The following is an 11,590-nucleotide window of genomic DNA, read 5'->3' on the forward strand; positions in this document are numbered from 1 at the left end:
CGACGAACGGACGAGGGGAAGGCCGAGGTGGCAGGCCGTAAAGACGGAATCCGGCGGACGCCGGAAGCGGCCGGGGAGGATCCGGCGTGGGCGCGGGAGCTGCTCGAACACCTGCGTCCGGCCGGGCGGGACGCCCGCAGGGTCGTCGCCTGGCTGGCCGCCACCGCGCACGCGGAGGTGTCCCTCCAGGACGCCGCCGGGGCGTTGCTCGCCGGGACCGGGCTGCCGCTGGACGAGTCCCTCGTCGCCGACCTCGGCTCAGGCCGGATCGCCTCCGCCGCCTGGGAGGGGGAGGGCCGCCATGTGCGCCTGGTGAGGATCGGGCACCCCTCGGGGACCTGTGTGCTGGCCGTCTCCCGCGAGGCCCCCTTCGACCGGCACACCTCCGACGTCGTCACGCACACCGCCCAGGTGATCGAACTCCTGCTGACCGCCCACGAGACCGACGCCGCCGGACACCGGCTGCGGCGGGCCACCGCCGATCTGCGCCTCGCGATCCTGCAGCTGCTGATGGTCGAGGACACCGTCGCCGCCCGCCGGGTCGCCGCCGGACTCTGGCCAGGCCTGCTCGACGCCGACACCGCCTGCGTCTACGTCGTCGAGTCCGCGCCCGCCCTGCGCGACCGGCTCGCCGCGGAGTGCCTGGACACCACGCGGGAGGAGGCGCTGGTCGTGCGCTGCCCGGCGATGGACGGGCACGTGATCGTCGTCAGCCCCCGCGAGGCCACCGCCGGCGAGCTGCGGTCCCTGGTCGAACGGCACCCGGACACCTTCCTCGGCGGCAGTGTGTGGCAGAGCCTCGCCCGTACCGCCACCGCGTACGGGCAGGCCGTCAGCGCCCTGGCGGTGGCGCGCTTCCGCGCCGACAAGACGGCCGTGTACGCCGAACGCACCCACCCGGAGCGGCTGATGGACCCCGCCGCGCTGCGCGGCTGGGCGGCCCGGGTGCTGCGCCCGCTCGACGCGCTGCCGCACCACACCCGCGCCGAACTCCTCGCCACCACCCGCCTCGGCCTGGAGTTCACCGCCGTCAACACCGCCAAGATCCTCGGCGTCAGCCGCAACACCGTACGGGCCCGCATGGAACGCGTCGAGACCATGCTCGGCGCGGACTTCGACGACATCACCGCCCGCGCCGTGGTGCACCTGGCGCTGCACACCCAGATCAACCTCCTGGACGGGCAGGCGGCCGGCGACCCCGCGGCGCACTCCCCGGGCCTCGCCGACCTGCTGGCCGGTCCCGCCGTCGGCGGCTGGGCGCGGGAGCTGCTGGGACGGCTGGAGGGGGACACCCGGAACGTGCGCCGCACCCTGCGCACCTGGATCGCCGCCGGCGGCAACGCCGAGCGGGCCGCGCAGAGTCTGGGCGTGCACGCCCAGACCGTGCGCGAGCACGTGCGCAGCGCCGAACCGGTCCTGGAACGCCAGCTGCTGGCCACCGGGACCGACCTGTACGAGGTCGTCCTGGCCCATCTGGCGGCGGGTGACCTGGAACAGCCGGTCCTCACGGACGGGTGAACCGGGCTTTTCGGACTCAGTTGTGCACGGATGAGCCCTCCGGCGGCCACAACGGGCACCGGTGCGGTACACAGGCCCGCCCCGCTGCGCATAGTTTCGGCAACACGGCGGAGGCACGACCGGAACGGGGGACCGGTCGCGCCCCCGCCCCTTCGTCGTTGTGTGCCTCCGGCGCGGACGGGTACCCGGCCGCCGCTGTGGAGGCCCGCCCCCGGCATCGCGTACCGAGGCGGACGGGCCCGTAACGAGCACCGCGACGAGGAGGCCCGGATGACCAGCGAGACGGAGACCGGCGGCGTCACCGGCACGCAGGACAAGGACTACAACCTGATCTGGTACGTCGAGGCGTGCCTGAGCAACGCACTGCGCCTGGAGAGCTACATCCAGGACGCCGAACGCGCCAAGGACACCGAGGTCGCCGACCTGTTCCGCAAGGCCCAGGCGGACAGCCGCAAGGGAGCGGAACTCGGCAAGGGGCTGCTGCGCGCACGCCTGAACGGCGGCTGAGCGCGCCGCTTCACCGGGCCCGGCCACCGCGCACGACCACGGCGGCCGGGCCCGCGCCGTCCCGGGGCACCGCTTCCCCGCCCGTTCCTCACCCGGCCTGGCGCAACCGGCCGCCTCCCGAGTCGCCGACCGTGGTGACGCGGGGCAGCATGGCCCTCGTACGGACGGCATCGGAGGGACGTCGAGCAGCGCAAGGAGCCCACGATCATGACGGACGTTTCGAGCCGGGGCCCCGCTCCGGGCGACGACCGCAAGGTACTCACCAACCGGCAGGGCCATCCGGTCTACGACAACCAGAACCAGCGCACCGTCGGCTCCCGCGGCCCGGCCACGCTGGAGAACTACCAGTTCCTGGAGAAGATCAGCCACTTCGACCGGGAACGCATCCCCGAGCGCGTGGTGCACGCCCGCGGCGTCACCGCGTACGGCTACTTCGAGGCGTACGGGAAGTGGGGCGACGAGCCGGTCTCCCGCTACACCCGCGCCAAGCTCTTCCAGGAGGAGGGCAAGCGCACCGACCTGGCCGTCCGCTTCTCCACCGTCATCGGCGGCCGGGACTCCTCCGAGGCCGCCCGCGACCCCCGCGGCTTCGCGGTGAAGTTCTACACCGAGGACGGCAACTGGGACCTCGTCGGCAACAACCTGGGCGTCTTCTTCATCCGGGACGCCATCAAGTTCCCGGACGTCATCCACGCCCTCAAGCCCGACCCGGTCACCTTCGAGCAGCAGCCGCGCCGCATCTTCGACTTCATGTCGCAGACGCCCGAGTCCATGCACATGCTGGTCAACCTGTTCAGCCCGCGCGGCATCCCGGCGGACTACCGCCACATGCAGGGCTTCGGCGTGAACACCTACAAGTGGGTCGACGCCGAGGGCAACACCAAGCTGGTCAAGTACCACTGGATGCCCAAGCAGGGCGTGCGCAGCATGACCGCCGAGGACGCGGCGAACGTCCAGGCCGAGGGACTCGGCCACGCCACCAAGGACCTCTACGAGGCGGTGGAGCGCGGCGAGTACCCGGAGTGGGAACTGCTGGTCCAGATGATGGACGACCACGACCACCCGGAACTGGACTTCGACCCGCTGGACGACACCAAGACCTGGCCCGAGCAGGACTTCCCGCCGAAGCCGGTGGGCCGCATGGTGCTGAACCGGATGCCGGGGAACTTCTTCGCCGAGAACGAGCAGATCTCCTTCGGCACCGGCGTGCTCGTCGACGGGCTGGACTTCTCCGACGACAAGATGCTCGTCGGCCGGACCTTCTCCTACAGCGACACCCAGCGCCACCGGGTCGGCCCGAACTACCTCCAGCTCCCGGTCAACCAGGCCAAGCACGCGGACGTGCGCACCAACCAGCGCGACGGGCAGATGACGTACTTCGTCGACGGCGCCGGCGAGAACCCGATCGTGAACTACGAGCCGTCGATCACCGGCGGTCTGCGCGAGGGCGAGTATCCGACGCACGACGACCAGGGCCCGGAGATCCGGGGCCGGCTCACCCGCAAGCGCATCGAGCGCACCAATGACTACCTCCAGGCGGGCCAGCGGTACTGCCTGATGGAGGAGTGGGAGCGCGACGACCTGGTGAAGAACTTCATCGACCTGATCTCCCAGTGCGACCGGCCGGTCCAGGAACGCATGGTGTGGCACTTCCTGCTGGTCGAGAACGACCTCGGCCGCAGGGTCGGCGAGGGCCTCGGCATCATGCCGGAGGACGTCGCCCATCTGGAGCCCCTGGCGAGCCAGGACCTCACCGACGAGGACCGCAAGCGGCTGGCCAGTCTCGGCGACAACCCGCCCCGTGACGTGGAGGGACTCACCATGACCCACTGCGTCCCCGACGAACGGCACGTGGTGACCCGTTAGGGACGGGCCGCAGACCGCGCCACCGCGAGCACCTGCACGGCGTAACCGCGCCCGAACAGCACGGCGTGCACCAGCAGCGGGAACAGCTGGTGCACGCCGACGCGCGTCCGCCACCCGTCGGCGAGCGGCGCCACCTCCCGGTAGCCGTCCAGCACCGCGTCCAGACGGGGGCAGCCGAACAGGGCGAGCATCGCGAGATCGGTCTCCCGGTGCCCGCCGTGGGCGGCCGGGTCGATCAGACGGACGTGCCCGTCGGAGCCCCAGAGCACATTGCCGTTCCACAGGTCACCGTGCAGCCGCGCGGGCGGCTCGGCGGGCCCGGCCGGTTCCGGCAGCCGCTCACAGACCCGCTCGACGACGCCCGCCTCACCGGCGGTGACGGTGCCGTCGTCGACCGCCCGGCGCAGATACGGCAGGACCCGGCGCCCTGCGTACCAGCCGGGCCAGTCGTCGCCGGTGACGTTGCGCATCGGGGCGAGCCCGATGAACGCCTCCGCCGGGCGGCGGCGCCCCGAAGGCCGGCGCGCCGGCGGCGTGCAGCGCGGCCGGCTCCCGGCCGAACCGCGGTGCCGCCTCCTGCCCGGGCGGGCCCTGCGCCACCCGGTCGACGACCAGCCGGCGTGCGTCGTGGCCGTGCACCACCCCGGCCTCGGCCAGCCGGCGCAGCCCCGCCGCCTCGGCGCGGACGGCCTCCGCTCCGTCGGCGCTCTTGACGACCATCACCCGGCCGTCGTCGAGGGAGACCTCGGCCAGTGAGCCGGACAGCGTACGCACACCGGTCACCGCCCGCCCCGTGAACCGGGTCGCCACGGCCCCGGGCCCGTCACCGTCCCCGAGGGCCGGACCGGGAGGGAAGCTCATGGACGGACTCCTCACGTACGGGTGCGCGGGCGAGCGGCCGTGCCCAGGGCGGGGGTTCCCCGCGCGCCCGCGTCCGCCGCCGGCCGGTCACGCGGGACGGTGAAATCCCGGCCGCCGCGGATCGAAGGAAACCGCGCCGGGGGACCACTCGGAGCATGACGAGTACATCGTTCCAGCGCACCCTCACCCTGCCCGCCACGCTGTGCGAACAGGCCGCGCACCATCTGGAGCAGGCCGCCCGGCGGACCGTGGACGGCGCCGGAATCCCGCTGAAGGCGTTCCGCGCGGCCGCCGACAGCGACTACACCCTCCCGGTGTCCGTGGTGGAACAGGCGGCGGGCTGCCTGCTGGTCCTGGCCACGGAGACCGCCCAGACCGTACGGCCCTCGGCCCTGCGCACCACCATCGGCGTCGCCCTGTGCCTGCGCGACGCCGTCCAGGCCGTCCACCGGCCCGCGCTCACCACCCGCTTCTGGTGAGGGCGCGCCGCATGGTCCCCGCCCGGCGGGGAACCCGGCGCACCCCCCACCACCCACACCTCCAGGAGAAGGCATGAGTCTGTTGCGCGTCCTCGGCCGGCCGATGCTGGCGTCGATGTTCGTCGCGGGCGGGCTGGATTCCGTCCGCAACCCCCAGAACGTCGCCCCGATCGCGGAGTCCGTCGTCCAGCCCGTCACCGACCGCGTCGCGGTGCTGCCGGACCGCACCGAGGACGCCGTGCGCCTCAGCGGTGCCGTCCAGGTCGTGGGCGGACTGCTGCTGGCCACCGGACGCCTGTCCCGCCCGGCGGCGCTCGCCGTCGCCGTCACGCTCGTGCCCACGACGCTGGCCGCCCACCGCTTCTGGGAGGAGGAGGACCCCGGTCAGCGCATGCAGCAGCGCATCCACTTCCTGAAGAACCTGTCGATGCTCGGCGGTCTGCTGATCGCCGCCGACGACACCGGCGCCGCCCCCTCGCTGCTCTGGCGGAGCCGGCACGCCGCCCACGACCTGCGCCGCGACGCCCACCTCGTACGCCGGTCCGTCCGGGCCGGGGCCGGCCCCGCCGCGGCGGCCGGCCGGGTCCGGGCCAAGCTGTCCTGCTGACGTGACGCACGAACCGCGTTAGCTCCCCGGAGCCGGGGGGACTCGTCGGCGGGTGGACCCGGCCGGGTGCCACCACGAACCGGAGGTGAGAAGGACATGGGACACGGAGGCGACGTCATCGACGAACTGGTGACCGATCACCGGGAAGTCGAGGAGCTCTTCGGCAAGATCGAGGCACTGCCGCCCGGCCACAAGGACCGCAAGACGTACGCCGACCAGGCCACCATCGAGCTGGTCCGGCACTCGGTCGCCGAGGAGGCGTACCTCTATCCGGCCGTGCGCGAGCACGTGGAGAACGGGGACGCGCTGGCCGACCGCGAGCTCCAGGACCACGCCACGGCCGAGCAGACCATGAAGGACCTGGAGGGCTGCGACGCCGGCGACCCCGAGTTCGACCGGCTCATCGGCGCGCTGATGAGCGAGATCCGCGAGCACATCGCCGACGAGGAGCAGAACCTGTTCCCGATGCTGCGCGCCTCCTGCTCCCCGGAGGCACTCGACCGGCTCGGCGACAAGGTCCGGCAGGCGAAGAAGACCGCCCCGACCCGGCCGCACCCGTCCGCCCCGGACAAGCCCCCGGCGAACAAGCTGCTGGCACCGGGCGCCGGCATGGTGGACCGGGTCCGGGACGCGCTGAGCGGACGCGGCAAGCTCGGCTGACACCGGAGGCGCACGCGAGGACGCGGAGGGAGGGGCCCGTCACACAGGTGACGGGCCCCTCCCTTTGCGTCCCCACCCCCTGTGATCAACCACACTCACGTCCCAAGTCCCCCGCGTGAAGACACATTTGACACCCGCGTCCCCCTGATCACCGGCTGCTCGGAACCGACTCGGCGGTCCCTTCTGTCACGATGGGCCGCGCCCTTCCGGGTGACGGGAGCCGCCGAGCAGCGCAGCCGGCGTTCCGCTTCCCGCGCCCCTTCCGCTGAGTCCTCCGACTCGTCCTCCCGAGTAGCGCGCCTGTGTCTTCCTCGCTCCCCCCTGCCCAGCCCGAGTCCCGCTCGCCCTGGCGCTCCCTGCGGCACCGCAGCATGCGCTGGTGGTCCGTCGCGAACTTCGTGTCCAACGCCGGTACGTGGATGCAGCTCACGGTGCAGAACCTGCTGGTCCTCCAGATCACCGGGTCCGCCGCCGCCACGGGCCTGTCCATGTCCGTGCAGGCCGCACCGGCCCTGCTCATGAGTGTCCTCGGCGGCGCGGCGGTCGACCGCTGGCCGCGGAAGCTGACGGCCGCCGTCAGCCAGGCCCTGCTGGCCGTCATCGCCTTCACCACGGCCACCCTGGTGGCACTGGACCGGCTCGACATGACGTCCCTGATGGTGCTGGCCGCCGTCACCGGCGTGATCGCCACCGTCGACAACCCGGCGTGCGCCCTGCTGGGCAACGACCTCGTCCCCGCCGAGGACGTGCCCTCCGCCATCGGCGTGGGCGCGCTGGTGTTCAACGCGGGCCGGCTCGCGGGCGCCGCGCTCGCCGGAGTGACGGTCGGGTTCCTCGGCACCGCCGCCGCCTACTTCGCCAACGGGTTCTCCTTCCTGTTCGTGACCGCGGTCATCCCCTTCCTGCGCCCGGCGGCGGGGGCGGTCCGGCACGTCGTCGAGAAGGGCGGGAAGGACGAGCGCCCGCAGAGCGCCATGACCGTCCGCGAGGGGATCGCCTTCTTCGCCCGCCGGCCGCGGCTGCTCGCGCTCGCCGGGGTGACCGGCATCAGCGCGGTCTTCGGCCGCAACTACGGGCTCACCCTCGCCGTCCTGGTCACCGGGCCGCTCGCGGGCGGCGCCGGGGCGTTCGGCACGGTGTCCACCGTCCTCGCGGTCGGCGGCATCCTCGGCGCGGTGCTCGGCGCGCGGCTGCGCCGGCCGTCCGTGCGGCTGGTCGGCGCCCTCGCGGCGACGGGCGCGCTGCTGCAGGTGGTGGCCGGGATGTCACCGTCGCTGGCCGTGCTGCTGGTGCTGGTGCTGCCCATGGCCGTCGTCGAGTCCGTCTCCGACACCGCCGGAACGGCCGTCCTGCAGACCGACCCGCCCGCCCATCTGCGCGGACGCGTCCTCGGCGTCTGGGGCAGCATCGGCACGGTGTGGAGCCTGGGCGGCCCGCCCGCCCTGGGCCTCCTCATGGAACTGGCCGGCCCCCGCGGCGCCCTGATCACCGGCGGCCTGATCATCGCCGGCTCGATAGCGGCAGGCCACCTCCTCCACACCCGCCGCGCCCAGGCCCCGGTCGCTCTCCGCCCCGAGGCCCTGCAAACAGCGGCGTGACCACCAGCCCCTCCGGGGGTGCCCCCTTTGGGGGGAGTTTGAGGAGCGGGGGTCCGGGGGCAGCGCCCCCGGGGACGGGACGGGAAGGGGCGGCGGGGGCGAAAACCTCCCCGCCCCACCCCCCGCTCACCCGTCCGACGCCCGAAGGGCCACCTCCGCCGCCCGCGCCGCCCGCCGGGCGAGCAACGTCGTGGACCGCCCGTCCAGATACGGCAGCACCACCGCCTGCCCGCCCCAGGCCCGCAACACCCCCGCCTCCGGCAACTCCTGCACGGAGTAGTCCCCGCCCTTCACCCACACATCGGGCCGCAACCGCTCCAGCACCACCTCGGGCGTGTCCTCCTCGAACACCACCACCGCGTCCACGCTCCCCAGCGCCGCCAGCACCCTCGCCCGGTCCGCCGCCGGCGTCAGCGGCCGCCCCGCCCCCTTCCGCCGGGTGACCGAAGCGTCGGAGTTCAGGCACACGATCAGACAGTCCCCGACCCGCCGCGCGCTCTCCAGCAGCCCGACGTGCCCCGCGTGCACCAGATCGAAGCAGCCCCCCGTGGCGACCACCGTCCCCCCGCGCGCCCGCACCCCCTCCGCCAGCTCGAACGCGTCGGCGGCGGCGGACCCGTGTGCGGGACCGGGCACGACCGGCGCGTGCCACAGGTCCGGATTCCCCGCCCCGCCCGCCGCGACGAACGCCGCCGCCTCGGCGACCGCCCGCTGCAGCGCCTCCTCCGGCAGCAGCCCGTCGGCCAGCGCCGCGACGGTCGTCGCCGCGAAGCAGTCACCCGCGCCGCACGGATCCCCGTCCGCCCGGAAGGGCGCCGGGATCAGCATCGGCGTACCCCCGCCCGGCCGGGTCAGCAGCACCCCGCGCTCGCCGAGCGTCACCGCGACGCCCGCCGCCCGCCAGCGCTCCGCCAGCTCCGCCCCGCGCTCGGCGAAGGCACCCAGCGACGCCCCCGGCACCCCCGGCGAACCGGCGCACAGCGCGACCGCCTCCGCCGCGTTGGGCGTGACCAGGCGCGCCCCCGGTACCGGCGGGTCGCCCTTGGGATGCGGGTCCCACACCAGCGGCGTGTGCCGGGCCGCGTCCTCCAGCTGCGGACGCACGGCCCCCGCGGTGTGCCGTCCGTAGTCCGCGACGAGGACGGCGTGCGCGCCCGCGAGCGCCTCGCGCACCGCGTCGTCCGGCTCGCCCGGGGTCCCGCCGCCCCGGTCGATGCGCACCACGGGCCGCCCGCCCGCCAGCACCCGCGTCTTCACCGGCAGCGTGCCGTGCAGCGGCAGCTCCAACAGCCGGATCCGTCCGCTGAGCTCCCGGCGCACGGCCTCGCTGGCCGGGTCGTCGCCGAGCGCGGTCACCAGCACCACGTCCCGGCCGCCGCGGGCCGCGAGCGCGGCGGCCAGCCCGGCCCCGCCGGGATGCCGGCGGTCACCGGTGACGTCGACGACCGGGGCGGGCGCGTCCGGGGCCAGCCGGGTCGCGACCCCCTCGATGTCCTCGTCGAGCAGGACGTCCCCCACCACCACCAGCGGCTTCGGACCGGTCATGACATCCTCCCGGGGACGGCCGCCGCACCGCGCGCGAGGGGCGCGGCCACGGCGGCGTCGAAACACTCGCAGAGCAGGTGTACGGCGACCAGATGCGTCTCCTGGACGGTCGCGGTGCTGCCCGCCGCCACGCACAGCGTTTCGTCCGCGGCCTCCGCCAGCGGGTTCGGGCCGGGCCCGGTGAGCGCCCAGACCCGCAGCCCGGCCCGCCGGGCCGTCACCGCCGCCGCGATCAGATTGGCGCTGCGCCCCGACGTGGACAGCAGCATCAGCACGTCGCCGGGCCGCCCGTGGGCGGTCACCTGGCGGGCGTAGACGTGGTCGAAGCCGTAGTCGTTGCCGATGGCGGTGACGCTGGAGGTCTCCGCGTGCAGGGCGAGCGCCGAGTAGGCGCGCCGCTCCCGCCGGTAGCGGCCGACCAGCTCGGCGGTCAGGTGCTGGGCCTGGGCGGCGCTGCCGCCGTTGCCGGCGGCCAGCAGCCGTCCGCCGTCGGTGAGCACGGCGGCGAGGCGTCCGCCCCAGTCGGCGATCCGGGGCAGGCCGCTTCGGCGGAAGCCGTCGAGGGCCTCCTGGAGCGACCGGCAGTGCGCGTGGGCGGCTTCGAGGGCGGAGTCTTCGGTCATGGCGTCCCGGGCGCGCCGCCTCGGGGGGACGGCGGCGGCACCCGCACCTCCTTCCAACGTCGGGCGTCGGCCCTTCAGCCGGTTCCGGTCGCGGCGGGCTCGGCGTCGAGGACCTCGCAGTACGCCGCCTCGGTGGCCGCGGCGACCCGCGCCCAGCCGTAGCGGCTGAGCACCCGGCGACGGCCGGCCACCCCGCACGCCTTCCGGGCCGCCGGATCGGCGAGCAGGCCGGCCACGGCCCCGGCCAGTGCCTCGGGGTCGCCGGGCGGCACCAGCCGGCCGGTGCCCGGATCGGCGACCGTGTCGAGCTGGCCGCCGACCGCGGTGGCCACCACCGGACGGCCGCAGGCCATGGCCTCCAGCGGGACGATCCCGAAGGGCTCGTAGTCGGCGGGGCACAGCACCACGTCGGCGGAGCGCAGCAGCGCCGGCACCCGACCGGCGTCCACCCCGCCGGTGAACCGGACCCGGTCGGCGACCCCGGCGTCCCGCGCGACGCCGCGCAGCCGCCGCACCTCCGGGTCGTCGCCGAGGAGTTCCGGCGGGGGCCCGCCGACCACCAGCAGCTCCGTGCCGGGCAGCCGGGCCAGCGCGGCCACCGACACCGCGGCGCCCTTGCGCGGCACCAGCCGCCCGAGCTGCACCAGCCGGTACCGGAACGGGCCGCGCGGCGCGACCGGGCCCACCGGCGTGAACCGGTCCGTGTCGACGCCGCACGGCACGACCCCGATCCGGTACGCCGGCACACCCATCCGGACCAGCTCGGCGACCTCGTCCCGGCAGGTGGCGACGATCCGGTCGCAGCCCAGCCCCACCTCGGTCTCGCGGCCGATCCGCTCCGGCGGACTGGTGTCGGCGGCCCGCTGGTGCCGGCGCTTCACCGTGCCCAGCGCGTGATAGGTGTGCAGCAGCGGCAGCCCCAGCTCCCGGGCCGCCCCCAGCGAGGCCAGTCCCGACATCCAGTAGTGCGAGTGCACGACGTCCGGGGTGCGAGCCCGCCACTCCCGGGCGAGTCGGCGCCCGAACTCGTCCATGTACGGCAGCAGCCGGTCCTTGGGGACGGGCTGAGCGGGGCCCGCCGGGACGTGGTGCACCTCGACGCCCTCACGCAGCGTCACCCGGTCGGGCAGACCGGGCGCGTCCCGGCGGGTGTGCACGGTGACGCGGTGGCCGCGGTCGGCGAGTGCCCCGGCCAGGGCGGCGACATGGACGTTCTGCCCGCCGGCGTCCACCCCGCCGAGGGTGGCGAGCGGGCTCGCGTGCTCCGAGACCAGGGCGATGGACAGCACGCCCGGGGCGAGCGGGCCGGAAGCGGGGGTCATGGGC

At 74.7% G+C, this 11,590-nt stretch carries 10 protein-coding genes and 1 pseudogene; 7 read left to right on the forward strand and 4 right to left on the reverse strand.

What is annotated here, in order from left to right:
- The first annotated feature begins 27 nt into the window (after positions 1-27).
- From ACZ62B_RS26690 to ACZ62B_RS26700, 3 genes are all read left to right on the forward strand, one after another.
- On the forward strand, positions 28-1,518 hold the full coding sequence (locus tag ACZ62B_RS26690; RefSeq protein ID WP_344560095.1) for a helix-turn-helix domain-containing protein: 1,491 nt from the start codon (positions 28-30) through the stop codon (positions 1,516-1,518).
- 270 nt (positions 1,519-1,788) lie between these two features.
- Positions 1,789-2,025, forward strand: a complete 237-nt coding sequence (locus tag ACZ62B_RS26695; protein WP_030869562.1) for a hypothetical protein — start codon at positions 1,789-1,791, stop codon at positions 2,023-2,025.
- A 207-nt stretch (positions 2,026-2,232) separates the two neighbouring features.
- Positions 2,233-3,891, forward strand: a complete 1,659-nt coding sequence (locus ACZ62B_RS26700; protein ID WP_344560096.1) for a catalase — start codon at positions 2,233-2,235, stop codon at positions 3,889-3,891.
- Here the strand turns inward: ACZ62B_RS26700 and ACZ62B_RS26705 are convergent.
- Positions 3,888-4,752: pseudogene (locus tag ACZ62B_RS26705) on the reverse strand (fructosamine kinase family protein). The gene ACZ62B_RS26700 and the pseudogene ACZ62B_RS26705 overlap by 4 nt on opposite strands.
- Before the next feature lie 155 nt (positions 4,753-4,907).
- Between ACZ62B_RS26705 and ACZ62B_RS26710 the strand changes: the two are divergent.
- The 4 genes from ACZ62B_RS26710 to ACZ62B_RS26725 all read left to right on the forward strand — a co-directional run bounded on the left by ACZ62B_RS26710 (position 4,908) and on the right by ACZ62B_RS26725 (position 8,096).
- Positions 4,908-5,231: a hypothetical protein gene (locus ACZ62B_RS26710; protein ID WP_073935928.1), complete on the forward strand. Its 324-nt coding sequence runs from the start codon at positions 4,908-4,910 to the stop codon at positions 5,229-5,231.
- Positions 5,232-5,304: 73 nt separating this feature from the next.
- Complete coding sequence (locus tag ACZ62B_RS26715) at positions 5,305-5,838, forward strand: DoxX family protein (protein WP_344560097.1); 534 nt, start codon at positions 5,305-5,307, stop codon at positions 5,836-5,838.
- Between the two features lie 96 nt (positions 5,839-5,934).
- Complete coding sequence (locus ACZ62B_RS26720; RefSeq protein WP_468884538.1) at positions 5,935-6,498, forward strand: hemerythrin domain-containing protein; 564 nt, start codon at positions 5,935-5,937, stop codon at positions 6,496-6,498.
- Between the two features lie 371 nt (positions 6,499-6,869).
- Entirely contained in the window at positions 6,870-8,096 is a 1,227-nt protein-coding gene (locus ACZ62B_RS26725; RefSeq protein ID WP_468723645.1) for an MFS transporter, read from the forward strand.
- Positions 8,097-8,222: 126 nt separating this feature from the next.
- On the opposite strand, the gene ACZ62B_RS26730 is transcribed toward ACZ62B_RS26725, so the two are convergent.
- From ACZ62B_RS26730 to ACZ62B_RS26740, 3 genes are all read right to left on the reverse strand, one after another.
- Positions 8,223-9,641, reverse strand: a complete 1,419-nt coding sequence (locus ACZ62B_RS26730) for a PfkB family carbohydrate kinase (RefSeq protein WP_344560100.1) — start codon at positions 9,639-9,641, stop codon at positions 8,223-8,225.
- A complete protein-coding gene (locus ACZ62B_RS26735; RefSeq protein WP_344560101.1) occupies positions 9,638-10,264 on the reverse strand; it encodes a D-sedoheptulose-7-phosphate isomerase in 627 nt (208 codons plus the stop codon). Before ACZ62B_RS26735 ends, ACZ62B_RS26730 begins: the two co-directional genes overlap by 4 nt.
- A gap of 74 nt (positions 10,265-10,338) precedes the next feature.
- Positions 10,339-11,586 carry a glycosyltransferase gene (locus tag ACZ62B_RS26740; RefSeq protein WP_344560102.1) on the reverse strand — a complete coding sequence of 416 codons (1,248 nt, stop codon included), beginning with the start codon at positions 11,584-11,586 and terminating at the stop codon, positions 10,339-10,341.
- Positions 11,587-11,590: the final 4 nt, after the last annotated feature.

It is taken from the genome of Streptomyces sp. NPDC053426, assembly GCF_055585405.1.

What these genes read in the sequence shown, in the direction of transcription:
- ACZ62B_RS26695 (WP_030869562.1), top strand. Translation starts at nt 1,789, where the DNA reads ATGACCAGCGAGACGGAGACCGGCGGCGTCACCGGCACGCAGGACAAG.
- ACZ62B_RS26700 (WP_344560096.1), top strand. Translation starts at nt 2,233, where the DNA reads ATGACGGACGTTTCGAGCCGGGGCCCCGCTCCGGGCGACGACCGCAAG.
- ACZ62B_RS26710 (WP_073935928.1), top strand. Translation starts at nt 4,908, where the DNA reads ATGACGAGTACATCGTTCCAGCGCACCCTCACCCTGCCCGCCACGCTG.
- ACZ62B_RS26715 (WP_344560097.1), top strand. Translation starts at nt 5,305, where the DNA reads ATGAGTCTGTTGCGCGTCCTCGGCCGGCCGATGCTGGCGTCGATGTTC.
- ACZ62B_RS26720 (WP_468884538.1), top strand. Translation starts at nt 5,935, where the DNA reads ATGGGACACGGAGGCGACGTCATCGACGAACTGGTGACCGATCACCGG.
- ACZ62B_RS26725 (WP_468723645.1), top strand. Translation starts at nt 6,870, where the DNA reads ATGCGCTGGTGGTCCGTCGCGAACTTCGTGTCCAACGCCGGTACGTGG.
- ACZ62B_RS26730 (WP_344560100.1), bottom strand. Translation starts at nt 9,641, where the DNA reads ATGACCGGTCCGAAGCCGCTGGTGGTGGTGGGGGACGTCCTGCTCGAC.
- ACZ62B_RS26735 (WP_344560101.1), bottom strand. Translation starts at nt 10,264, where the DNA reads ATGACCGAAGACTCCGCCCTCGAAGCCGCCCACGCGCACTGCCGGTCG.
- ACZ62B_RS26740 (WP_344560102.1), bottom strand. Translation starts at nt 11,586, where the DNA reads ATGACCCCCGCTTCCGGCCCGCTCGCCCCGGGCGTGCTGTCCATCGCC.